The sequence below is a fragment of the Peribacillus asahii genome (genome assembly GCF_004006295.1).
Classification (GTDB): domain Bacteria; phylum Bacillota; class Bacilli; order Bacillales; family DSM-1321; genus Peribacillus; species Peribacillus asahii_A.
Genome location: NZ_CP026095.1, coordinates 570,006 through 593,909, shown reverse-complemented (window position 1 = coordinate 593,909; position 23,904 = coordinate 570,006). Strand labels below are relative to the sequence as shown.

The window sequence follows — 23,904 nt, the reverse complement described above, 5'->3', positions numbered from 1 at the left end:
GTTCATAATTCTCGAACATGCGAACGTACACGTTTTCCCAGCCATGCAAAAAAGCTGATTCAAACTAGTCTTTATACGATGACTAGCTGAATCAGCTTTTTTTGGACTATCCACTATATTTATCAACAATTTAGTACATTCATAGTTGTTTCTTTTATTTCATATTCACTTTTAATGTATACGGCTTAATACTCGCTTGACCGTTAGCATCACTGATTCTAATTTGGTACTTCCCTTTTTTCAAACTAAGGTTCAGCACTTCCGTATCACCTTGGAGATATAGATCAGATTGTTTAATACGCTTGCCATTTTGGTAAAGGCTAATTACACCATCTGTTTCTTTACCTGCAATTAACTGAATGCTTCCTGATGCATTCTTACTTAATTCAAAGTTATAATAGTCGGTATCTCCACCTGTGACTCCCGCATTAAAATACCCTTTAGAAGAATGAGATAGCGTGCTTTGTTTCTTTATGTTAATTGGCTTTTTCAGCGTAGATCCATCTTTTTTAGTCATGGAAACTAAATTAAATGTGTAAGGTACAATAGAGGAAACAAGGTTTGTATCATTTATCCCCGCTATCTCAATAAGATAACTTTTGCCCTTAACCATCTTAAATGAACCGCTCGAAAATCCTTGAGTTCCTTTTTGGATAACAGATATTACATGATCTTTATCTGGATCAAATGTACGGTTTTTATTTGTATCTTCAATAACCGCTGCTACTCCTTTATATTCATTGAGAAATGCCTTCTGATATTTTGCTTTCATGTTGGCTGTTACTTTAGAAGGCTCCACAGAAATGGCTTTGATTCCTGTTTCGTTTGCTGTGTAATAAAAGACGTCCGTATCATTTGGCATCGCAAAGTTCCCTTTAAAGGATGTTCCAGGCAGCTTTTTCACATTTTTATAATCGCTTGGTTCATATTGATCTTCTACATTTGTATTCAATTTCTTAGATGATAGGTGGTAAGGATCAAATGAAACAGCACTTGAAACCAACAGCGTATCACTATACATTTTTACAATATATCGCTTCCCGCGTTGCAGTCCTGTATACATTTGTTTATTCGCTTTCACACTAAATCCTTCTAATGCCACGTTCGTCACAACAGGAGCGGTGTAAAGAATTGGTTCTCCTTTTTCATCTTCCTCTTCTACAATTTCAAGAATTTCTGTTACAGGAATGGTGCCGCTTTTATTGCTCAATTCAAATTGATATAGAGCGGATTCAGTTGGCTCAATCAAAAAGTAATCCTCATCCATATCGTTTTGAATATAACCTGAGGCTTGTTTCCCAAGTGCATATGGACGAGCATTTTCAAGAATCGTCTGAATCATATCCGTTTGTTCATCAATAATAGATTCACCTGCTTCTTTCTCCACATCCACTAAATCTAATTCAGGTAATAAAGCGTTGCCGCTTCCCCCCATAAGCATATCTTTACTTAAGTAATCTTCATCTTCAATCGTCTCTTTACCTACTATTTCTAATTGATAAGGTAATAAAGAAGATTGTTTTTCTTGTACTTCAAGCGCAGTATCCAATCCTAGTAACATATTTAACAGCATTTCTATTAGATTAGAACTAACCGCATCTCCAGCCACTTTAATGACATATTCCTGTTCAGGCTCTGCCACAAATGTTAATGTTTCTCCTTGGCTTATCCCGTTACTATTTGCATAGAATTCTCCCTTAATAGCGCCTTCCCCTTCTAGTAACTCTTTTAATAAAACTTGTTTGTCTTCCTCACTCATCTGCTCTTCTTCCGTGCTTTCTTCAGGAAAGAAATTAGCCAGATTATAAACGCCAATATCAGTGTTTAAACCAGGAATAGCAGAAAGGTTGATTTGAACGAGCTGTTGTTTATCTACTTTTAGCTTAAAATAATCATAATCACCTTGTTCTCCTGCTAAAGTAAAAGGTTGAGGTAACTTATAAGGCAGACGATCAACCTGTATCATATTTTCAATCGTTGTTTCGTCTTCCGGCAACTTAGCAGCTTTATTGACTGTTAACTTATAAGTAGACCGCTTGCTTCCGCTGTCATCAAAACTTGCATTGACATCTTTTACACCAATAACTACAGTCGCATCAAAAGGGGCTTGTATTAATTTCGCTTCTGAGCTTCCATCTTGTGTTTGATTAACTTCAAACGATTCTATCTTATTTTGTTTGCCATAGAAATGGCCAATAATCTTATAATCATATTGCTTAGAGCCTTCTACTAGCGTTTGAATAGACTCTCCTTTTTTGACCTCAAATTTAACCCACTTTTGCTCAAAAGGCTTTGTAATAGCGCCCTCTCTAACTACTTGTTTAGTCGCATCAACCGCTTCTGCCTTAGCTAGAATTTCTGTCTTCGTCCATTCTTCCTTTACATATGTAGGTAATTTCTTCATATCAAAAGATAATGCTCGAACGGGATTCACTAACCCATTAGCATATGTCGTATCAAAACCTGAAGCTCCAAGGTTATCCGCTGTTTTCTCCAAAACATATTCTACTTGAGCCGGTGTCAGCTTTGGATATTTCGTCAATAAAAGCCCTGCGACTCCTGCCACTACAGGGGATGCCATTGATGTGCCGCTTGCGCTCATAAAAGTAGATTTCTTGCCCTTGTCATACAGCGTACTATAAACGTTTTCACCCGGTGCTACAACATCTACAGATGGACCATAATTTGAATACGAAGATAATTGCTTGTCCTCATTAATACTTCCTACACTAATAACTCCTTCATATGCGGCAGGATAACTAAGTGCATCCGTGCTTTCATTTCCAGCTGCCGCTACAATAATGACACCTTTCCTAATAGCTGTTTGAACCGCTTTTTCCATTAATGGTGTCGTCCCGGGTCCTCCTAAACTCATATTAATGACTTTAGCCCCCTTTTCTACAGCATAAAGAATACCTTCTGCTATACTTGCATCTGTTGCTCCTTCTTGCCCATCAAACACATCTACAGGCAAAATCTTCACATTTGGACTAATCCCATATCCACCAATACCATTATTTTTTGCAGCCGCTATAATCCCTGAAACATGCGTGCCATGTTCCATCGGAATTGGTTGATTAGCCGGATTAGCTGCATTGTAACCTGGTAATAGAGCATTTTTTAAATCAGGATGCTTTGAGTCCGTTCCCGTATCCACAACAGCGACGGTAATTTTATTTTTACCGGCTAATTTTTGAGCTTTTTCTATTTGCAACATCGTGTGTTGATATTGTTGACTCGCTTTTGGATCAACAGAAGCAGTACTTTTATACAAAAAGCTAGGACTCACACTTTCTACTTTTCCAAGCTTTTGATATTTTCGCATCACTTCCCCTAAATTCGCTTTGTTTTTCACTTTGATTTCGGCATAGTTTAGATGAGAAAATTGACGAACAACAGTCCCGCCTAACGCGCGATGCTCTGCTGCTGAAATCGGCTTACTATACTTAATCGTAAACGTCTCGTTGCTCATAGGTATTTTCTGTTCTAGCTGTTTCTTTTGGCTTGTCTCCTTCTCTGATAACAATGAGGATATAGCACTCTTAGATTGTTCATTATACGCATTGGCAGGCATAGCTGTAGATACTAGAAGCAATGAACTTAATCCACTAGCAGCCAAAACTTTTTTTATCCTTTTCACCTTTAAAACCTCCCGCTAACATCCAAGTTTATAAATCTATTATACTATACAACTCGATATTTTCAGGAAATAAAACAAAACTTTGCCATTTGATTAAAAATTTGGATTATTAACTATTTCCATTTTCCAAACAAAATAAGCTCTCTACTCAATAGGCAGAGAGCTTATTTTCATTAAATTTGTATGAAGCTATCCCTATTTCTGTATTTCTTCTTCATACACTTTATGCAGCCTTAAGTTACTTACCTCATTAACAATTGCATGCTGTCTCTCAGATAAAATAGTTGGAGAAAAATTGAATAAATGAGTCATATTCTTTGGAAGGGCCTCATGCGGCACAGATATCTCCGGAATTTCTTCTGAAAGTTCTTTCTTTGTCGCCAAATGGAACCCCCATACACCAAATGAAGGAACAAGGATTTTATATCCACGTGTATAGAAACCAGCTGCTTCAATCGTTTTGCCAATACTCCAAAATAAGCGCGGTGCTTCTTCAGGTGAGTTCGATTGACACACTAATACACCGTCTTCTGCTAAAAGAAGCGCTACCTTAGAAAATAACTCCTTTGTATATAAAGAACTAATAATCGAATCACTAGGATCGGGGAAATCAATAATGATGACATCATACGGCTCTAGCTGTCCTGAGATATAGCCTTTAGCATCCTCGATATGAACGGTTACTTTCTCATCTAAAAAAGAACGCTCATTTTGAACTAACAGGGCTGGATGCGTTTTAGCAAGCTGAACCATTTTGGGATCGATATCAACAAGATCTACATGCTCAACGTTTGGATATTTAAGAATTTCACGTACAGCTAGTCCATCTCCTCCACCTAAAACAAGAACCCGTTTTGGAGAGGCTGCTAATTCCATAGCCGGGAATACTAGCGCTTCATGATAATATCTTTCATCTAAAGAAGAAAACTGTAACTCCTGATTTAAATATAGTCGAATATCCATCGTTTCAATGAGAAGAAGTTCTTGAAATGGGCTCGATCCATTATAAAGGATATTATGATTGCCTTTCAGCGTTGCCTTTAAGTAAGCCCGATCCCACCCATTTCCTATATCGTTCTTTACACGGATATCACTTTTTTCTTTCACTAAAGTATCCAAAAGAATATCCAGCTCCTTCATACTAGAAGGTCTATGAACAATGTCATGCCCACGTACAATTTCATGAACAGAAGCACGTTTCGCTTCCAATTTCAACAAAAGCTCTCTTAATACCGGCCAAAGTTTTTGATCTCCACACGTATATAAATCCAAAGCAGCGTACCCGTGTTCCGGCCAAGTATGGATAGAGAGATGAGACGTTGAAAGCACAATGACACCTGTTACTCCTTGGGGTGAAAAGGAATGAAAATAAGTAGATAAAATCTCCATCCCTAAATCTTCGACTGCTTTTATAAGAAATTCCTTTAATACATCTTCCTGATTCAAAATATCCGCCTGGCACTGGAACGCATCAATAACAAAATGTTGTCCTTTTGTGTCCACTGAATCACTTCCTTCTTCACTTTCCATACTGTATGCTTATACCGGTTGTCCAGCTTGTACTATCCCCTATTTTTATTAAATAATATTTTTAAGCATATTCATCCATACCCTTTTGATTATTCATACATATTCATATAAAGGCTATGTTTATAAAACTATTGACTATAACAAAGCCTACGAAAAAAAACAAAGATTGGATGAATGTTAAATGAATAACACCTCTACAGTTATCACTCTTCTAGGAAGTTCAGGCGGGGTTGCCAAATCTATACTTTCTATCTTAAATAAATCAGCGGTCGACAAAAAAGATCCGCTGCATCCCTTAATTCAGAACTCTACTCTCCATTTAATAGATAATAAGCAAAAAGATATCAGCTACTACCACACTTTATTCCCTAACCTCTCTACTAAATGTGTCATTCATCAATTTGATTTACAAGATACAGATCACTTCACCCAACATCTCTCACGCACCCAAACCTCCATTGTTATTGATGTATCATGGGCAGATACAGTCGCGATGCTTGCTTGCTGTAATCAACTTGGAGTTAAGTATGTCAATTCCGCTTTAGAATGCGCTATGGTTGATGAAAATGAAGAATTATATGAAGGATTTCCTTTGATTGAGAGAATTCGATATTTTGAAGCATATAAGAATCAATTCTTAAATACGACCGCGATTATTGGCTCAGGCATGAATCCAGGTGTTGTACAATGGATGGCCATCGAATTGTTAACTAAAAGCTCAGAGCCCCCGCTCGGCTGCTATATTGTTGAGCACGACACTTCCTTCTATAAGAATCCTCAATACGCTAAACCAGGTGTAATCTATACAACTTGGGCACCTGAATGCTTCCTAGATGAAGCAATCCTCAGTTACCCGATGTTCATGCAGCATCATACTCCCCTCTTTTTATATGAAAAAGTATACAATCTTGAATTTCAGGTTACTTTAGGGGACAAGCAGTTTGATGGATGCTTAATGCCCCATGAAGAAGTATATACGTTAGGTCAGCTGTATAATATGGAAAGTGGTTTTTTGTATAAAGTCAATGATCATACGACAGAACTCATTCGCTCTAAGCTTGATCATGTTCAGCAATTATGGGACCATGAAATGAAAGTTCTCGATCCCCTTGAGGCGCCGCTCGAAGGAGAAGATTTAGTGGGCGTCCTGCTCGTCTATCCCGATAAAGAACGCTATATGTATAATGTTACGGATAATCACTCCATTTATAGTAAATACAAAACAAACGCTACTTATTTTCAAGTAGCTTGTGGCATCTATTCTGCTTTAACCGTTCTCTTATTAGATTCCATCCCAAAAGGGGTTTATTATGTGGATGAGCTGCTATTAAAAACCAACAATCAATATGGGCAATATTTACAATATTACATGCCAACATTTATTACAGGAGAAAATAACCAAACAGACGGTTTGCTATTACAAAGAATGAAAAAAATAAATAAACCGCAGCCATAATATAAGACAAGCTCTCTGGCCTTTCTTGCAGAGAGCTTTTTTTCTATTGATGTCCCATTAAAAAATATAAAAACCAAACAGCGTGATTTTGTTCATCTGCTGCTGCTCTTTTAAAAGCCGATTGAATCGTCGAATCACTTGTACCACTAGCGATGTCATAATAAAAATCAACCGTTTCTTGCTCATCTATAAAAGCTGCTTTAATTGCATCTACATACGAATGCGGGCACGAAGGTTGTTTTTCAATTTGGGGTTGAGTGCCTGTTAGTTGTTGATACACCTGTGAAAACGTCTCAAAATGCCGAATCTCATCTTGCCGAATTTCTGTTACTACTTCCCTTACTTTCTGTGATGGAGCCATCTGAATAATCTCTCCATAGCAATGTATAGCCGTGTATTCCCCATTAATTGCTTTTAAAATCTGATTAGACAAAACGGACTGCTGGCCCCTATTGTTAATGGCGTAATAATGCATCATAGTCTCCCTTTTCTTTACTTTTTCATACGATATGCACTTCCAATAAATACGTGATTACCCAATGTGAGTAAAATTTGTTATATATATCATTGTTTCATTTATTACAAAATGACGTTATTCGACATCTTTTTGTAATAAAAATAGTATTCCAGTGAAACACCGCTGTTACATTAAGCTGTTATTCTAAGACTACGATTTAAAACAAAGGAGATTATTTATGAAAAAAACACTAATTACGATGATAACAGCTTGTTTTCTAGTATTTGGGTTTTCCGGAGTTTCATCGGCCGCTAGTACATACACTGTAAAAAAAGGCGACACATTATGGCTTATTGCTAATAAACATAACGTAACCGTGAAACAGCTTCAAAGCTGGAATGGTCTTAAAAATAATACAATTAAACCTAAACAAGTTTTAAAAGTTACAAAAACAACAAAAAAAGTGACAGTAAAAAAAGCATCTACATCAAAAAGCTACAAAACATATACTGTGAAAGCAACAGCTTACACAGCGAACTGTAAAAATTGCAGCGGTATTACTGCAACAGGATTGAACTTAAAGAAAAATCCAAACGTGAAAGCAATTTCCGTTGATCCAAAGTTGATTCCACTTGGATCAAAAGTATATGTGGAAGGCTATGGAACAGCAATTGCAGCTGACACAGGTGGAGCTATCAAAGGAAAGAAGATTGATGTTTTCATCTCTTCTAAATCTAAAGCTCTTAATTGGGGCGTAAAAACTGTTAAAATCAAAGTATATCAATAATTATACAGAACCGAATTGTGAACAATGTCGTTCCAATTCGGTTTTTTGTTACATTAAAGAGCAATATTCGACTAGTACAGTCTCCCTTCTCTATTATCCACTTCTCCTCATCTCGAAGTAGAAATCTTACGTTCCGTTACCCCTCTATAAAATCTAAACATTAGGAAAATTATGTTATCTCTTTCTGAATATGTGATATGATTTACATAATACTAGTAGGAGAGGTGTTTATTTTGAAGATTGTTATTGTAGGAGCAGGAGCAGTTGGAGCCTATTTTGGAGCTCGTCTTGAAGAAACTGGCCAGCATGTTACATTTCTCGTTCGTAAAAATCGCGCTCGCCAATTAGAAGAAGAAGGTTTACATATTACAAGCCCACATGGGAATTATCTATTTAATCAGCTAAATCTTGTTGAAGATGTTAATCAAATTGAACATGCCGATTTAGTTATTCTCTCTGTAAAAGGCTACCATCTAGAAGGTACCCTGCCCGCTTTACGAACACTTGTCGAACGTGGATCTAAAATCCTGCCGCTTTTAAATGGATTAGAGCATATTCCTATTCTTCAAGAGCAATTTGGAGAAGAAGCTGTACTTGGAGGCTTCGCTTATATTATCACAACCTTAAACGAAAAAGGTCATGTGATTCATTCCAGCCAAAATCATGACTTAATATTTGGCCCTTTACACCCTTCACAAACAGGCTTTTGTGAAGAGCTGGAACAAGTGATGAGCACAGCTGTAATCGATGCTCGTCAGTCTAAACAAATCCTGATGAGAATGTGGAATAAATATATGTTCATTACAGCTTTTTCAGGCGTAACAACCGCCGCGAATCTACCAATCGGTACAATCCGGCAATCTCCTTCCACTTTCAACTTATTGCATAAAGTGCTGATTGAGATGAAAAATCTAGCTAATGCGTATCACGTTTCAATTAGTGAAGAGCAACTAAATCAAGCTGTCACTAATTTACAAACGTTACCACACGAATCTACTTCTTCCATGCACCAAGATCGTCGAAAAGGTTTAACATTAGAAGTCGAACATTTACAAGGCGGTGCCTTACGATTAGCCAATAAAGCTGGGATTCAATTGCCTGTTATTGAAACTCTTTATGGACTTATTAAACCTTTTGAACATTAGAATTCAAGCTATCCTTATATATAGGGATAGCTTTTCCGTACGCTAAAATAACCATTTACATCCAGAACAAAAAGACCAAAAAGAACAATATCACCAAAAAAAATATCATTCTCCTTCACCTGTTACAATGTAGACAGTTGTAATGAACCTATTATATAACAAAGGAGAATGCATCTTGAAAATTCTAAAAAATTTAACAGTTCAAGTTGTACTTGGTATCGTTCTCGGTATTGCAGTTGGATACTTCTTCCCGGCTTTTGGTGCTGAGTTAAAAGTATTAGCTGACTGGTTTATTAAATTAATTAAAATGGTAATCGCTCCAATCATCTTCTTTACCGTTGTAATCGGAATCGGCGGCATGGGTGATATGAAGAAGATTGGTCGAATCGGCGGGAAAGCTTTATTGTATTTTGAAATCGTTTCCACGATTGCTCTTGCTATTGGAATTATCGTTGTAAACGTGTGGGGCCCTGGTAAAGGATTTAATATGAGCGCTGTAGAAGACGCCGGTGCTGATGTTTCTCAATATACAACAGCGGCTGCAGAATCAGAGCATGGCGCTATCGCCTTTATTTCAAGCATTATTCCAGATAACGCAGTTGCAGCAATGGCTGGCGGTCAATTGCTACCAATATTATTGTTTGCGATTCTATTTGGTCTTTCACTTGCAGCTATGGGTGAAAAAGGAAAACCAGTTGTCACACTATTCCAACAATTAGCGGATGTTTTCTTCGGAATTGTAGGTATGGTAATGAAAATTTCACCACTTGCAGCATTTGGTGCAATGGCATACACAATCGGGAAATTCGGTCTTGGTTCACTTAGTTCGTTAGCTCAATTAATGGGTGCCGTTTATCTAACAATGTTCCTATTTATCGTCTTTGTTCTAGGTAGTATTGCAAAAGCATATGGCTTTAACATTTTCAAATTTATCGCTTACATCAAACACGAAATTATGCTTGTAGTCGGAACATCTTCATCTGAGTCGGCTCTTCCTAGTATGATGAACAAGCTTGAAAAATACGGTTGTTCAAAACCAGTTGTTGGGTTAGTTGTACCAACTGGGTACTCTTTCAATCTTGATGGTACATCCATCTACTTATCAATGGCTGCTATCTTTATTGCACAAGCCTACGGAGTTGATTTAACAATCTGGCAAGAAATCACTCTACTTGGGATTTTAATGCTAACATCTAAAGGTGCGGCTGGTGTAACTGGTTCTGGTTTCATCACGCTTGCCGCTACATTAGCAGCATTCCCAATGATTCCTGTTGAAGGTATGGCTCTTCTATTAGGTGTGGACCGTTTCATGTCAGAAGCACGTGCGGTTACAAACTTAATTGGTAACGGTGTTGCAACAGTTGTTATCTCTAAATCAGAAAAAGAATTTGATCCTAATAAAGCAAGCGTAGAGGCAGACACTGCTGCCTAAATATCTTCTCAAAACAGCTGTCCTTTTTAAAGGGCAGCTGTTTATTTATTCTGACAAGCCTTCTTTATTTAATAGATTCTTCATTATATATATAATAGATAATAACTAGCATGTTTTACTATACATAATCATATATAAAGGGAGGTTTTTCATATGAAGCAATATGATTTATACATCAATGGAGAATGGTCTGATTTTGGACTCGAACGCATGGATGTAACGAACCCAGCGACGAATGAAGGCATTGCTACTATACCTATTGGCGGGGCCAATGAAGCTAAAAAAGCTACCGATGCGGCTTATGAAGCACTTAAAAGCTGGTCTGCTCTCTCAGTCTATGAACGTGCTGATTTGATTTGGAAATGGTATCACTTAATTGATGCTAATAAAGAAGAAATTGCAAAGATTATGACAGAAGAACAAGGGAAACCATTAAAAGAAGCTATCGGCGAAATGACCTATGCAAACGGCTTTCTTTCTTGGTTTGCAGAAGAAGGAAAACGCGTATATGGAGAAATGATTCCAGCGACACAATCGAATAAACGTCTATTCGTCTCCAAGCAGCCTGTAGGTGTAGTTGCTGTCATCACGCCATGGAATTTCCCAGCAGCTATGATTACACGTAAAGTGGCACCAGCACTCGTCGTTGGCTGTACAGTTGTCATCAAACCAGCAAACCTAACACCCATTACAGCTCTAAAAATTGTCGAACTTGCAGAGCAAGCTGGGATTCCAAAAGGAGTCATCAACCTTGTCACTGGCAAGTCATCCGAAATTGGCGACACATGGCTTCAAGACCCTCGCGTTCGCAAATTGACGTTTACTGGCTCTACCGAAGTAGGAAAAACATTAATGAAGGGCTCTGCCGAAACTGTTAAAAAAATTTCTTTGGAACTGGGTGGACACGCCCCTTCTATCGTCTTAGAAGATGCAGATTTAGAAAAGGCTGTGAATGGTGTAATTAGCTCTAAATTCCGGAACGCTGGTCAAACATGCGTCTGCTCGAACCGAATATACGTACATGAATCGATTTACAATCAGTTCATCGAAACATTTGTTGCTAAAGTAAAAGAGTTAAAAGTAGGAAATGGTCTTGATCAAGGGGTCGATATTGGCCCACTCATCGACCAGCACGCAGTTGATAAAGTATTAGCTCATATTGAAGATGCTGTTCGTCGTGGCGCTAAGCTTGAAACAGGCGGAAAAGTAGTGAATGGTCTATTTTTAGAACCGACTGTTCTTTCAAATATCGATGACAGCATGCTCTGTATGACAGAAGAAACATTTGGTCCGCTTGCACCGATTACTTCCTTTAAAACGGAAGAAGAAGTCATTGAACGAGCGAACAGCTCCATCTATGGGTTAGCGGCCTACGTATTTACTGAAAATATTAGCCGCGGCATCCGTGTTGTTGAAGCGCTGGAATTCGGTATTGTCGGTTTAAATGATGGTCTACCGTCCACTCCTCAAGCTCCATTTGGCGGGTTTAAACAAAGTGGACTAGGTCGCGAAGGCGGACACCAAGGCATTGAAGAGTTTTTAGAAACAAAATATATTTCACTCGGATTATAAATACAAGAACATTCAGCTTATATCCAAAGTAACAGCCTATCAACTAGTTAGGCTGTTATTTTTTATGCTTAATAACGTTTGTTTAATTCCTTCTTCATATGGCGTTTTTGGTACTGGACCAATTGCTCGTTCATATTTATCACCATTTAACACAACAGGCTCTTCGTTTAAGTAATACATTTCTACATACTCTCTCATAAAAGAATCAAATACCCCTATGAAGCAAATCATATTTTTACTGACAGTAGAGACCTTTTTGTTATACCCTGTAACCTGCTTAGCAATCCTAATAATATCTGTTCCTGTAATTGTCCCTGCCCCCGGGATATTCCAATTCTCCCCATCAAAGCGATTTTGAAACGCTAATTCAACAATTGCTTTTGCTCCATCTGGTGTATAAATAAATTCTCTGGCTAACATTTGATTGCCTATATACCTCGCTTTTTTATTCTGAATCATTGCTTGAAATGTATAATTGAGCAATGTACTTCCAGCGTTCGGTCCATAAAAATCTGGAAGATGCGTAATCAAAAGTGGTACACGTGACTGCTTCGCCATCTGCTCTAACTGTAAACGAATATTCCCTTTTTTCGTATGTGGTTTTTTCTTTACTTCCTCTGTAACAGGAACGCCATAACTTCTTCCATATGCATAAATATTATCTATCATCACAAGCTTCGTTCCTGTTTTCTTTACTGCCTCTAAAATATTGGTCAGTAATATCGATTGCTTTTCCTGCCATTCTGGATAAGGGATATTAATAGCATGGAATACAACATCTATACCTTCTGCAGCCTTCTCCACATCATCTTGTTGAAATACATCGCCGATTGTTACCTTCACTGGCTGATTTCCGAATAGCTTATTTAACTGATCCCCACTTCGGGCAAAGGCAGTTACTTCGACTCCTCTATTCACTAATTCGTAAACAAGTGCACTTCCCATGCTTCCCGTTGCGCCCAATACAAGTGCTTTTCTCAAGTGATTCACTCCCTTTATTAATTAACCACTGGTCAATTAATTGCTGAAAAAATTCGCCCTTAGGCGATTTTTTCAGCAATTATCCCTCTTCTTCTATACCAAGACCTTTTAGCATAAATCTGACATGAGTCTTTGCTAACCCTTCCACTTCCTCATATGTTTGCTCGTTACGACAATGAACGCTGACAAAGCCATGAACCGCTAAAAAAACAGACCAAATTGCTTGAGCGGTTACTCGCGAGTCACATAATGTTGACAAAGCCTGTGCAAATTGCTCATAGCTTTCCGCTGGAGCCAGTTGTAAATGCTGCTGGATATCACGGTTTCTTGTTAAAAACATCAGTTCATAATGATTCGGATAATCTAAACCAAATTGAATAAATCGCAACAGGATTTTCTTTACCTTCTCCGTGTTCGTCAGCTGTTCATTCATAATTTCGATTAATAAATGATTTAATAAAGAGAAATCCTTAGCAACAATTGCATAAAATAGTTCCGCTTTATTTTGAAAATGATAATAAAGCGCACCATGGGAATACCCTAATGCCTGCGCGATTTTTCTCATAGATACGTGCTGATAGCCAGATTGCGCAAATAAAGTTCTTGCAGTATCAATAATCATATCTCTTGTTAATTCTTGTTCAACGGATTTTCTAGGTGACATTCTTTACTCCTTTTATTGACCATTGGTTAATAATTATTATATGCATTTATTCCATATTTGTAAATAAAAAGGATGATGAAAACAAGCCCATTTCTTTATAAATGAAGAAGCACTATAAAAGCGCGTATCGGAATGACCATCCGACACGCGCTTTATGTTGTAAACCAAGCTTTTACGATTAGTTTTCTTCTATTTCTTTACGGTTTTTCTTAAATAGTTTAGATAATACTTCATATACAATCGGTACGATAATTAACGTCAGTAAAGTAGAACTTGCTAAACCGCCGATTACTGTAATACCTAGTCCTTTTGAAATTAAACCGCCGCCACCAGAGCCAATTGCTAGTGGAATTAATGCACCGATTGTTGCAATAGCTGTCATTAAGATTGGGCGTAGACGCGTTGCTCCTGCTTCAAGGATAGCCTCACGCATCGGCATACCTTCACGTTCCATATGAATGATTCGATCTACAAGTACGATTGCGTTTGTTACAACGATACCGATTAACATGAGTAGACCCATCATTACTGATACAGAGATTGTTTCTCCTGCAATTAATAAGCCTACAAATGAACCGATTACTGCAAATGGTAATGAGAAAAGAATCACAAATGGCGCTAAACCTTCACCGAATGTGACAACTAGGATAAAGTATACAATTGCAATCGCTGCAACCATTGCAAGACCTAGTTGTGTGAATGTTTCATTAATGTCAGCTGTTACACCAGCAACACCTAGTTCAACCCCATTTGGTAAGTCTAATTTATCAATCTCTTTATCCACTTCAGCCGATACTTTTGAAATATCATCACCTAAAATCGTACCAGATACTGTCGCATAGTATTCACCTTTACTACGAGAAAGCGTATTTAAAGCGAACCCTTCTTCTACTTTTACGATTTCTGAAAGCTCCACTGTTTTTCCTGAAGCGGTTGGCACTTCTTTTTCAAGCATATCATCAATGGATTTAGGTGCTGCTTCAGCTTCTTGTTGTACAATGACTTCTAACGTGTTTCCGTCTTTTTCAACTGTTGTTAATACATTTTGTTGCGTTTGCGGGCTTAACATCTGCACAATTTGTCCTGTTGTTAAACCATATTGTAATAGTTCATCTTGTTCTACTTTGAATGTGAATTCTTCATAGCTTTCTTCTGTGCTAGATGACACATCTTTTAAGCCGTCATTATCTGCTAATACTTTTTCTACCATTCCTACAGCTTCATTTAAGTCATCTAAATCTTCACTGTAGAATGTGTAGCTAATTTCATTGCTCGAAACAGAACCTGCTGAGAAGTTTTGACTCTTCCATTCGCCTGTTTGACCGATATTAAATACATAGTCTTCAATTTCTGCTTTTACATCGGCAAAGTTTTCTGTGTCTGGGTCAAAGATTAAATACATTAACCCACCGCCAGATCCTCCGCCCATCATAATCGCTGTTGGATCAGTACTATTTGTAATAGAAACTTGAACAATATCAATTTCATCACGCTTAAGCATTTTTTCTTCAACGGCTGCCATATTGGCTAACGTCTCTTCTTCGAGTTCACCAGCTTTTGGTGTGTATGTTAAATACATCACTTTCTCTTCTTCACTACCTAAGAAGCTAAAGCCAATAAGTGGTGTTAACATTAAACTTCCTACTAACATCGCTACAGCAACTACAGAAGTGACAATTTTATGGTTCAATGTCCATTTAAGAATTCCTTTATACCACTTTGACAGTTTCCCTTGTTCTTTATGATGTCCTTCTGCTTTCTCACTATATAATTTTTTCTTAAACAAGAAATGAGAAAGAGCTGGAACGATTGTAATAGCGACAATTAACGATGCCCCAAGCGCAAACGTCATTGTCAATGCAAATGGCATAAATAGCTCTCCAACCATACCACCTACAAAAATGAGTGGTGCGAATACCGCAACCGTTACTAATGTAGATGACAAGATTGGTTTAAACATTTCAATCGTGGCTTCACGAACTAACGCGCGCCCTGACAGCTTCTCTCCCTTTAAATGCAAACGACGATAAATGTTTTCTACTACTACGATCGAGTCATCAATAACACGACCAATCGCAACCGTAATCGCACCGAGCGTCATAATATTTAACGTAATATCCATCCAGTTTAATAATAATAATGCCATGAAAATTGAAACTGGAATGGAGACAATCGAAATGATTGTTGATTTGAAGTCACGTAAGAATAGCAAAATGATTAAAACAGCAATTAAACCGCCAAATACTGCTTTCTCAATCATTGTTGTAACGGATTCCTCGATTGGGGCACCTTGGTCAAGTGTCATATCAACAACAAGTCCGTCAATGCTCTTCTCTTCTTCTTCCATTAACTCTTTTACCTCATTAACAACTGTTACGGTGTTTGCATCTTGTGCTTTTACGATTTGAATTGCAATGGCTTCTTCACCATTCGTACGAGATACAGACTCCACTTTCCCAACTACTTCAATTTTTGCAATGTCACCAAGTTCTACAACTGGTGATGGATTTGCAGCTGATGGTGTTACCGGAATTAACATTTTCTTTAACTCATTTGCTGTCATGAACTTCCCGTCAACGGAAACGGCTTTTTCTGATTCTTCAAACTCAAATAGACCTAGCGATACGGCCATATCACTTGCTTGAATCATCTTTTCAACGTCTTCTTCTGTCACGCCTAAAGAAGCCATTTTTTCTTCATCATATGTTAATTCAACTTCTTCAATATGTTGACCGGTAATTGTTGCAGAAGCAACACCGTCAATTTTCTCAATCTTTGGCAATAAACTTTCTTCGACTGTCTTTGTTAGCCCGACAATGTCTTCTTCCGTGCTGCTTACACTTAATGCAACAACAGGCATCATATTCATACTAATCTTAGAAATTGATGGTTCTTCGACAGTTTCAGGCAGTGACACTGTATCAAGCACAGCTTGGATTTCACGCTTTGCTTCATCCATATCTTTTTCATAATTGTACTCTACCTGCAAACTTGCCATGTTAGAATATGAATTTGAGTAAATAGCTTTTACTCCTTCTAAGCTTTCAAGTGTTTTCTCTAATGGTATAGACACATCATCCATTACTTTTTCAGGAGTTGCACCCGGATACACTGCTGTTACCATTAAATATGGAATTGAGATATCTGGTATCGTCTCCATTTTCATTCGTGTACCGGAATAAATTCCTGAGACAGTGATGATAATTGTCAGTAACCAAACTGCTAGTTTATTTTTCAAGACAAAATTAACTAAACTTTTCACCTTTGCACCTGCCTTTAATTGACTTGTTCAATTCAATTATTTATACTAATGACTAATCGGTCAATTGTCAATAAATTATGTAGGAGCGATTTTAATAGATGGTCAAAAAACAATTAATAATGGATAAAGCATTAGAGCTATTTTCAGAACAAGGCTTCGAAGCAACTTCTGTTCAACAAATTACGGAGCGCTGCGGTATCTCAAAAGGGGCTTTTTACCTTTCATTTAAATCAAAAGACGAGTTAATTCTGGCATTAATCGATTACTTTATGATGCAAATCACAGCTGATATTGACTACTCAGTCAGAAATTGTTCAAACAAGGAAGAACTTCTTTATGTATTCTACTTCACAACATTCCGTTCTTTCAGTAAACATTCAGCTTTCGCTAAAATGTTCCTTAAAGAACAAACACAAACCTTTAATAATGAGGAACTAATCTCTAAACATGATTACTATGACAGTCATATTAATGAAAGCATACTGTATATGTTAGATCAATTATATGGTGAACAGATCGAAGAAACGAAATACGATTTATTAATTTGTATTAAAGGGTTTATACAAATTTACTCAGGCTTGTATCTTCGCTTTAATTTACCGTTAGATATAGATTCATTAACTAAATCACTCGTCGAAAAAACAGCTTTACTAGCTCAACATTCAACAATCCCTTTCATTTCAGGAGATATTATACGTATTATTAAGGGACCTATACATGAACAGGTAACAACAGAACATATTGCTGCACTAATTGAACAAAAAATCGGTGATATCGAAAATCCAATTGAGCAAGAATCGCTACAAATTCTAAAAGATGATCTATTCAAAACAAACACAAGCCTAGCTATTACAAAGGGCTTGTTAGAAAACATTAAAAACAACCCACAGTGCAAGTGGATTTCGTATTTAATTCGCGAATATTATCAATTATAAAGAACGTTTTTCATTATATCCTGTTTATTTGCAGATGGCTTTGTTAATAAATATTGTTTATTTATACAATTTTGGGATCATGCGTGTGAAACCGCGGTTTCACACACCTTTCAGATAAAAAAATAAAAGCGAGTTCCTATAAGAACTCGCTTTTATTCACTCTAATATTTCTTCATCCTGCTCTTTTTTACGCAGTTTTATAAACTTCACGATATTTAAAACGATAGTTTTGACTACCGAATATGTCGGAACAGCCAAAATCATCCCTAAAATACCAGCCAGATTGCCAGCAACAAGTAAAAGAATAATAATTGTTAATGGATGTGTGTTCAACTTCTTCCCAATCACAAGTGGTGAAATTAAATTTCCATCAAGCTGCTGTACAATTGTAATGACGACAATCACCAAAACAGCCTGTGTTGGAGAATGAATTAACGCGATAACAAAAGCTGGTGCTCCGCCTAAGAACGGACCAACATACGGGATAATATTTGTAATGGCACATATTAAAGCAAACAAAATCGCGTATGGTAAATCAATAATTAAATACCCAATAAACGTCCCGACACCAACAAAGAAACAGACTAGCAGTTGACCTTGTATGTATGTTGCCAATGTTTCCATTGTCTCTCTTAAGATGACTAACCCAGACTTTCGATATCCTTTCGGTACAAAGCGTAATAAAGCACGGGAGAATTTATGCCCATCCTTTAACATATAAAATAAAATAAATGGAACTGTCACAATGACTAATGTAATGTTCGTCGCTACGCTAAAAATGGATGAAAGACTATTCGTTATATTACTTGGCAGTGTCGTTAAATAGTTTTGAAGTGTATTCCCAATCTCCTCTAATGAAACATAATCCTGCTCCATCGTCCACTTAAACCACATTGTTTCGGACATATCCTCAATGAATTTCCTAGACTCATTGAAATAACCTGGAATATCATTGATCAATTCTGTAACCTGTTTCGATAGAGATGGACCTAATAAACCAATTAACAGACCAATTAAACTAAGGGAGACAACATAAATGAGGAGAATCGCCAACCCTTTCGGTACTTTCCCTTTCGTTAAAAATGTCACAATCGGATTAAAGAGAAAAAATAGAAACCCTGCAATCAGAATAGGAAAAAACAAAGTTGTGATGAAAATACCAATTGGTTCGAATAGAAATGAAATTTTTGTGCTTACAAAAATAAGCACAGCAATCATCAACAGCTCAAAGGTCCAAAAATGCAGTTTTGATTTAAACAACAGTTCCCCTCCTCCACATTTTTCTCAATTCAATAAGATGGAGAAATATATCATTTCTTTTTTCTATTACTGATTGCAGTGTAACACACTTTCTCAACGGACAACATTTTTTATTATTATTTTTCCATATTAGCCTTACCGAATCACCTTATGACGTGTTAACGAATTCTCATTCTTTGTATAAATCTACATAATCTGTTTATACTATCTAGTAATTCAGAATGTATAACTTGCTTGTCCAAAAAAAATCCGCTACAGCAAATGCCATAGCGAATTGTTTATCTATTATTTTTGCTCTTGAAGAGAAGCTTCTTTCATTGTACCGTTCTTAGCAAGGTTAACGTGCCAAGATAATGCTTTTTCAAGAACGTGTGGAGTCTGATGACCACCAGTTTTCTCAACAGCTTCGTTGAAGTAAGCCCAAAGCTGTTCACGATAATCTGGGTGTGCACAGTTGTTAATGATCAATTCAACGCGTTCTTTTGGAGCTAGTCCACGTAAGTCAGCGATACCTTGCTCAGTTACGATTACATCCACATCATGCTCAGTATGGTCTACATGTGAAACCATAGGCACGATACTTGAGATGTTTCCACCTTTTGCGTAAGATTTCGTTACGAAAATACCTAAACGAGCGTTACGAGCGAAATCTCCAGACCCACCGATACCGTTCATCATTCTTGTACCTGAAACGTGTGTAGAGTTAACGTTTCCATAGATATCAAGTTCTAACGCTGTATTGATAGAAATTAGACCGAGTCGACGGATAACTTCTGGGTGGTTAGAAATTTCTTGTGGACGTAAGCAAATTTTATCAGCATAAGCTTCTAAGTTGCCATATACTTTTTTCTGTAATTCTTCAGTCAGTGTAATTGAAGTAGCAGCTGCGAATTTAACTTTACCTGCATCGATTAAGTTGAATACAGCATCTTGAAGTACTTCTGAAGACACTTCAAGATCTTCAAATTCAGAATTAGCAAAGCCATCTAATACCGCGTTTGCTACAGAACCTACACCTGATTGAAGTGGAGCTAATTTATTTGTTAAGCGACCAGCTTTAATTTCTCCACGGAAGAAATCTAATAAAAGGTTTGCCATTGTTTGCGTTTCCTCATCTGGAGGAACGATTAATGAAGGAGCATCCGGCTCTTCAGAAATTACAATACCTTTAACTTTTGCTGGATCTAACGGAATACCAATTGTTCCGATACGATCTGAAGCTTTCGTCATTGGAATTGGTTCACGCTCACCTTGTGGAGCAGGTACATAGATATCATGAATACCCTCTAATGAATCAGGATGAGTAACGTTCAACTCAATGATAATGTTTTTCGCTTCTTGAACGAAGATTGGTGAGTTACCTACAGATGTTGTTGGAATTAACAAACCATCTTCAGTAATTGCAGCAGCTTCGATAATTGCATAATCGATTGGTCCCATAATTCCTTGACGAACTAATTCAGCATTATGAGATAAATGTGCGTCAACATAAGTAACTTCGCCAGTATTAATTTTGTTACGAATTCCAGCATCACCTTGGAACGGTCCGCGCTTACGGATAACTCCAGCTTCTGCCATAAATTTATCAACTTCTGGCCCTAATGAAGCACCAGTATATACGTCTACTTTAAATTGTTCAGTTTTTGCTCTTTCAACAAGTGCCATTGGAACAACTTTAGCATCACCAGCACGAGTGAATCCACTCATACCAAGTACCATGCCATCTTCAATCCATGAAGCAGCTTCCTTGGCAGTTACAATTTTATCTTGAAATTGCTTATTGCGAATTTTCTTGAAAACGCTTTCGTTCATACAAAAGTCCCCCATTTCCGCTTTTCTATACTTGTTCATTTTAACAATCTAACGTTAGAGTCACATTCATTTTGGAATGAAAGGCCTTAAAAATAAATCAAGCCAGAATTTTCAAGGCACAAAGAAGAAAAAAGCCAATAAATCAGAAACCTAACGCTCGTCTAAATTGACTTGCATATGTTTGACTCACCTGAATTTTCGACTTATCCTTCATCACAAGTAAAAAAGTTGAATGGAAATCTGGCAAGATTTCCTCAATAAAGTGGATATTCACAATATAAGAACGATGCACTCTAATGAAGTTATCCGTTGGTAACACAAGTTCAAGCTCACTTAAATTCAGTTTATGAAAGCCATTAACACGACTCGACTGAATACGTGTTTTTCGATTTTGTGCTTCCAAATACATAATTTCATCATTCGGAATAGGCATCCAACGATCATTCGTTTTCACAGTTAAGAATGATGTAGAAAGTAAAAGCGGCTTGGAAGGCAGAATAGCTGTAACGACTCCCTTTGGTTTATCTCCGTCCATAATTGGCACAGCAATTCCGAAATATGGAATACCAAAGCTATTATTATCAACGTACTCAGAAACCTTTCTTTGATCACTTAACGCTTTGTACGTTATAGTGTCGCTATTTATTATGTCCCCTGGTTGAATCTTTAAGTCAATTTGTTTACTCGGTTGATAATAAATAAATTGCTTTTCATCAGACACAGCAATTGATGCATTCTCCATTGGTAAAAAATCATTTACAATATTTAATACAGATTGAATTGAAAATCGATCCATTTTTTCATCCCACCAACCTACTCTTTTGTTTCTCGTTTAGTCTATTTAAAAAGGTTCTTTTTTGTTTTATATCTAAAGATTTGATTAACACCATCGTCTTTTTTATTTACCAAACAAAAAATGGTGTTAAAAAAGCGAAAAACGTGAAAAAACCAGAAAAAATGCGCAATAATTATTTCTTCACTCATTATAGTCGGAATGCAAAAAAATTTCTATGGGTAAAACAAGAAAACCGTCCTTCCATCTAAAGAGGAAGAAGAACGGCTCCTTCTACGTTTGATCGTTTTCTTGATCAATCATCGATTCCCTTTGAATTAATAAAAGGTCTTCTAAATTCTTTAATGGTAAGTCTAATAAAAAGGAACGGTCCGTAGGTTCATACACCTTCTCTGCTATAAGCGTATTAACAATCTTCTGTTTCTTCGCCGCAACAATGCGAACTAACCTTCCCATTATGACCGCTCCTTTTTCAAAAGATGCTTACTTCTCATCTTTCAGTGCATCATAACCTTCTGCACCTGTGCTAATTTTCACTACATTCGCTAATTCATAAATGAATATTTTCCCATCCCCTGGTTTCCCTGTACTTAAAAACTTTCTTGTCACATCTACCACATCTTGAACAGGAACTTCACAAACGACAATTTCAATTTTAATTCGATCATGTAATGAATTTTCCCGATTGACTCCACGATATGTTTCAATATAGCCTTTTTGAAGACTGGTACCCTTCACATCCGATACGGTAATCCCACTTACCCCAATTTTTGCAAGCTCCGCTTTAAATTTCTCGAAATTAATCGGCCGGGTAATAATATCAATTTTCGTTAATATCTCACTCATATATAATCACCTTTCTTTAAATTGATTCGTGGTATGCTTTTTCACCATGTAAAGAAATATCAAGACCAACCGACTCATCTTCCTCATTCACACGAAGCGGTACAAAAATACTAGTAACTTTCGCAATAATGAATGTGACAACTGCAACGAATATATAAGTAGCGATAATAGCAACTAAGCTTTTCCATAATAAGCTAGCATCACCATAGAATAAACCATCTGCTCCACCGGCGTTTACAGAAGTTGTTGCAAATAATCCTGTTGCAACACCGCCCCACGTTCCGCCAATTCCATGTAATCCAAAAGCATCCAAGGCATCATCATAGCCTAATTTCGATTTCAATGAGAAGATAGCCCAGAAGCACAATGCCCCGCCAATAAGACCAATAATAATAGAAGCTGAAGGAGTGACAAATCCACAAGCTGGTGTGATTGCTACAAGACCTGCAAGAGCCCCTGATACCGCTCCAAGCATCGTTGGCTTTTTATTAATCATGTTTTCGACAACTAACCAACCAATAATCCCAGCTGCTGCCGCAACCGCTGTGTTTACAAATACATTCATAGCTACTTCATCAAGTGTAAGAGCACTTCCTACATTAAATCCGTACCAACCAAACCAAATTAGTGAGGCACCAAGAAATGTTAACGGAAGATTGTGCGGAGAACTATTTGCGGATTCTTTACGTTTCCCTAACATAATTGCTAATACTAAACCAGCTACACCAGATGAAATGTGTACAACGTTGCCGCCAGCAAAATCGATTGTACCAATTGCGTGTAACCAGCCGCCGCCCCATACCCAGTGTGCAACCGGAGCGTATACAAACAACGACCATAAAATTGAAAAAATTAAGAAGGCTGAAAATTTCATACGCTCAGCAACGCCGCCGGCGATGATCGAAACGGTTAAAACCGCGAAGGTCATTTGAAATAACATAAATAAGCTGTGAGGAATTGTGTCGCTATACGGTCCAGGTTCAAAACCTACCCCTTTTAATCCGACCCAATCTAGTCCACCGATGAAAGTATTTCCTGGAGAAAATGCAAGCGAGTATCCAATAACTACCCAAAGAAGAGAAATAACAGCCATTGGCATATAACTATGCATTGCTGTACTTAGCACATTTTTACTTCGTACCATCCCTCCATAGAATAAGGCAATTCCTGGAGTCATTAACCAAACTAACATTGTAGCAACAAACATAAATACCGAATCTGCTAATTGCATAATTCCCTCTCCCCTTTATGTTAATACTCCTTACATCTTGTGTTATATTATATATCATATGATTAATTTTCTAAAAATTCAATACATTTATTTAATTTTTT

18 protein-coding genes are annotated in these 23,904 nt (G+C 37.2%); 6 read left to right on the top strand and 12 right to left on the bottom strand.

Annotation, left to right across the window (positions count from 1 at the left end):
- Positions 1 to 154 precede the first annotated feature (154 nt).
- On the bottom strand, positions 155 to 3,640 hold the full coding sequence (locus BAOM_RS02995) for a S8 family peptidase (RefSeq protein ID WP_127758987.1): 3,486 nt from the start codon (positions 3,638 to 3,640) through the stop codon (positions 155 to 157).
- 195 nt (positions 3,641 to 3,835) lie between these two features.
- Positions 3,836 to 5,143 carry an adenosylmethionine decarboxylase gene (gene speD, locus BAOM_RS25305; protein ID WP_306821289.1) on the bottom strand — a complete coding sequence of 436 codons (1,308 nt, stop codon included), beginning with the start codon at positions 5,141 to 5,143 and terminating at the stop codon, positions 3,836 to 3,838.
- Between the two features lie 208 nt (positions 5,144 to 5,351).
- On the opposite strand from speD, the gene BAOM_RS02985 reads away from it, so the two are divergent.
- The gene (locus tag BAOM_RS02985; protein ID WP_127758985.1) at positions 5,352 to 6,626 is read left to right on the top strand and encodes an S-adenosylmethionine decarboxylase related protein; all 1,275 of its coding nucleotides are present in this window, start codon (positions 5,352 to 5,354) and stop codon (positions 6,624 to 6,626) included.
- Between the two features lie 43 nt (positions 6,627 to 6,669).
- Here the strand turns inward: BAOM_RS02985 and BAOM_RS02980 are convergent, their stop codons facing one another.
- Entirely contained in the window at positions 6,670 to 7,101 is a 432-nt protein-coding gene (locus tag BAOM_RS02980) for a ferritin-like domain-containing protein (RefSeq protein ID WP_127762423.1), read from the bottom strand.
- A 220-nt stretch (positions 7,102 to 7,321) separates the two neighbouring features.
- Here BAOM_RS02980 and BAOM_RS02975 point away from each other — a divergent pair, with 220 nt between their 5' ends.
- From BAOM_RS02975 to BAOM_RS02960, 4 genes are all read left to right on the top strand, one after another.
- Positions 7,322 to 7,870, top strand: coding sequence for a 3D domain-containing protein (locus BAOM_RS02975; protein ID WP_127758984.1), 549 nt, complete (start codon positions 7,322 to 7,324; stop codon positions 7,868 to 7,870).
- A gap of 224 nt (positions 7,871 to 8,094) precedes the next feature.
- A complete protein-coding gene (locus BAOM_RS02970; protein WP_306821288.1) occupies positions 8,095 to 9,015 on the top strand; it encodes a ketopantoate reductase family protein in 921 nt (306 codons plus the stop codon).
- Positions 9,016 to 9,157: 142 nt separating this feature from the next.
- The gene (locus tag BAOM_RS02965; protein WP_164853116.1) at positions 9,158 to 10,447 is read left to right on the top strand and encodes a dicarboxylate/amino acid:cation symporter; all 1,290 of its coding nucleotides are present in this window, start codon (positions 9,158 to 9,160) and stop codon (positions 10,445 to 10,447) included.
- Positions 10,448 to 10,600: 153 nt separating this feature from the next.
- On the top strand, positions 10,601 to 12,019 hold the full coding sequence (locus tag BAOM_RS02960) for an NAD-dependent succinate-semialdehyde dehydrogenase (protein ID WP_127758982.1): 1,419 nt from the start codon (positions 10,601 to 10,603) through the stop codon (positions 12,017 to 12,019).
- 39 nt (positions 12,020 to 12,058) lie between these two features.
- On the opposite strand, the gene BAOM_RS02955 is transcribed toward BAOM_RS02960, so the two are convergent.
- The 3 genes from BAOM_RS02955 to BAOM_RS02945 all read right to left on the bottom strand — a co-directional run bounded on the left by BAOM_RS02955 (position 12,059) and on the right by BAOM_RS02945 (position 16,926).
- Positions 12,059 to 13,000 (bottom strand): NAD-dependent epimerase/dehydratase family protein, encoded by a 942-nt coding sequence (locus BAOM_RS02955; protein WP_127758981.1) that lies wholly within the window; start codon positions 12,998 to 13,000, stop codon positions 12,059 to 12,061.
- A gap of 79 nt (positions 13,001 to 13,079) precedes the next feature.
- The gene (locus BAOM_RS02950; protein WP_127758980.1) at positions 13,080 to 13,664 is read right to left on the bottom strand and encodes a TetR/AcrR family transcriptional regulator; all 585 of its coding nucleotides are present in this window, start codon (positions 13,662 to 13,664) and stop codon (positions 13,080 to 13,082) included.
- Positions 13,665 to 13,842: 178 nt separating this feature from the next.
- A complete protein-coding gene (locus BAOM_RS02945; protein ID WP_127758979.1) occupies positions 13,843 to 16,926 on the bottom strand; it encodes an efflux RND transporter permease subunit in 3,084 nt (1,027 codons plus the stop codon).
- Between the two features lie 98 nt (positions 16,927 to 17,024).
- Here BAOM_RS02945 and BAOM_RS02940 point away from each other — a divergent pair, with 98 nt between their 5' ends.
- Complete coding sequence (locus BAOM_RS02940) at positions 17,025 to 17,861, top strand: TetR/AcrR family transcriptional regulator (protein WP_127758978.1); 837 nt, start codon at positions 17,025 to 17,027, stop codon at positions 17,859 to 17,861.
- Between the two features lie 156 nt (positions 17,862 to 18,017).
- Here BAOM_RS02940 and BAOM_RS02935 read toward each other — a convergent pair whose 3' ends face one another.
- The 6 genes from BAOM_RS02935 to BAOM_RS02910 all read right to left on the bottom strand — a co-directional run bounded on the left by BAOM_RS02935 (position 18,018) and on the right by BAOM_RS02910 (position 23,803).
- Positions 18,018 to 19,121 (bottom strand): AI-2E family transporter, encoded by a 1,104-nt coding sequence (locus BAOM_RS02935; protein WP_127758977.1) that lies wholly within the window; start codon positions 19,119 to 19,121, stop codon positions 18,018 to 18,020.
- A gap of 285 nt (positions 19,122 to 19,406) precedes the next feature.
- On the bottom strand, positions 19,407 to 20,933 hold the full coding sequence (locus tag BAOM_RS02930) for a succinyl-CoA:acetate CoA-transferase ScpC (RefSeq protein WP_127758976.1): 1,527 nt from the start codon (positions 20,931 to 20,933) through the stop codon (positions 19,407 to 19,409).
- Positions 20,934 to 21,075: 142 nt separating this feature from the next.
- Complete coding sequence (locus BAOM_RS02925) at positions 21,076 to 21,729, bottom strand: LytTR family DNA-binding domain-containing protein (RefSeq protein ID WP_127758975.1); 654 nt, start codon at positions 21,727 to 21,729, stop codon at positions 21,076 to 21,078.
- Between the two features lie 270 nt (positions 21,730 to 21,999).
- Entirely contained in the window at positions 22,000 to 22,182 is a 183-nt protein-coding gene (locus BAOM_RS02920) for a hypothetical protein (RefSeq protein ID WP_127758974.1), read from the bottom strand.
- A 27-nt stretch (positions 22,183 to 22,209) separates the two neighbouring features.
- Positions 22,210 to 22,572, bottom strand: coding sequence for a P-II family nitrogen regulator (locus BAOM_RS02915; RefSeq protein WP_119115709.1), 363 nt, complete (start codon positions 22,570 to 22,572; stop codon positions 22,210 to 22,212).
- A 16-nt stretch (positions 22,573 to 22,588) separates the two neighbouring features.
- The gene (locus BAOM_RS02910; RefSeq protein WP_127758973.1) at positions 22,589 to 23,803 is read right to left on the bottom strand and encodes an ammonium transporter; all 1,215 of its coding nucleotides are present in this window, start codon (positions 23,801 to 23,803) and stop codon (positions 22,589 to 22,591) included.
- Between the last annotated feature and the right edge of the window lie 101 nt (positions 23,804 to 23,904).

What these genes read in the sequence shown, in the direction of transcription:
- BAOM_RS02985 (WP_127758985.1), top strand. Translation starts at nt 5,352, where the DNA reads ATGAATAACACCTCTACAGTTATCACTCTTCTAGGAAGTTCAGGCGGG.
- BAOM_RS02980 (WP_127762423.1), bottom strand. Translation starts at nt 7,101, where the DNA reads ATGCATTATTACGCCATTAACAATAGGGGCCAGCAGTCCGTTTTGTCT.
- BAOM_RS02975 (WP_127758984.1), top strand. Translation starts at nt 7,322, where the DNA reads ATGAAAAAAACACTAATTACGATGATAACAGCTTGTTTTCTAGTATTT.
- BAOM_RS02965 (WP_164853116.1), top strand. Translation starts at nt 9,158, where the DNA reads ATGAACCTATTATATAACAAAGGAGAATGCATCTTGAAAATTCTAAAA.
- BAOM_RS02960 (WP_127758982.1), top strand. Translation starts at nt 10,601, where the DNA reads ATGAAGCAATATGATTTATACATCAATGGAGAATGGTCTGATTTTGGA.
- BAOM_RS02950 (WP_127758980.1), bottom strand. Translation starts at nt 13,664, where the DNA reads ATGTCACCTAGAAAATCCGTTGAACAAGAATTAACAAGAGATATGATT.
- BAOM_RS02940 (WP_127758978.1), top strand. Translation starts at nt 17,025, where the DNA reads ATGGTCAAAAAACAATTAATAATGGATAAAGCATTAGAGCTATTTTCA.
- BAOM_RS02930 (WP_127758976.1), bottom strand. Translation starts at nt 20,933, where the DNA reads ATGAACGAAAGCGTTTTCAAGAAAATTCGCAATAAGCAATTTCAAGAT.
- BAOM_RS02925 (WP_127758975.1), bottom strand. Translation starts at nt 21,729, where the DNA reads ATGGATCGATTTTCAATTCAATCTGTATTAAATATTGTAAATGATTTT.
- BAOM_RS02920 (WP_127758974.1), bottom strand. Translation starts at nt 22,182, where the DNA reads ATGGGAAGGTTAGTTCGCATTGTTGCGGCGAAGAAACAGAAGATTGTT.
- BAOM_RS02915 (WP_119115709.1), bottom strand. Translation starts at nt 22,572, where the DNA reads ATGAGTGAGATATTAACGAAAATTGATATTATTACCCGGCCGATTAAT.
- BAOM_RS02910 (WP_127758973.1), bottom strand. Translation starts at nt 23,803, where the DNA reads ATGCAATTAGCAGATTCGGTATTTATGTTTGTTGCTACAATGTTAGTT.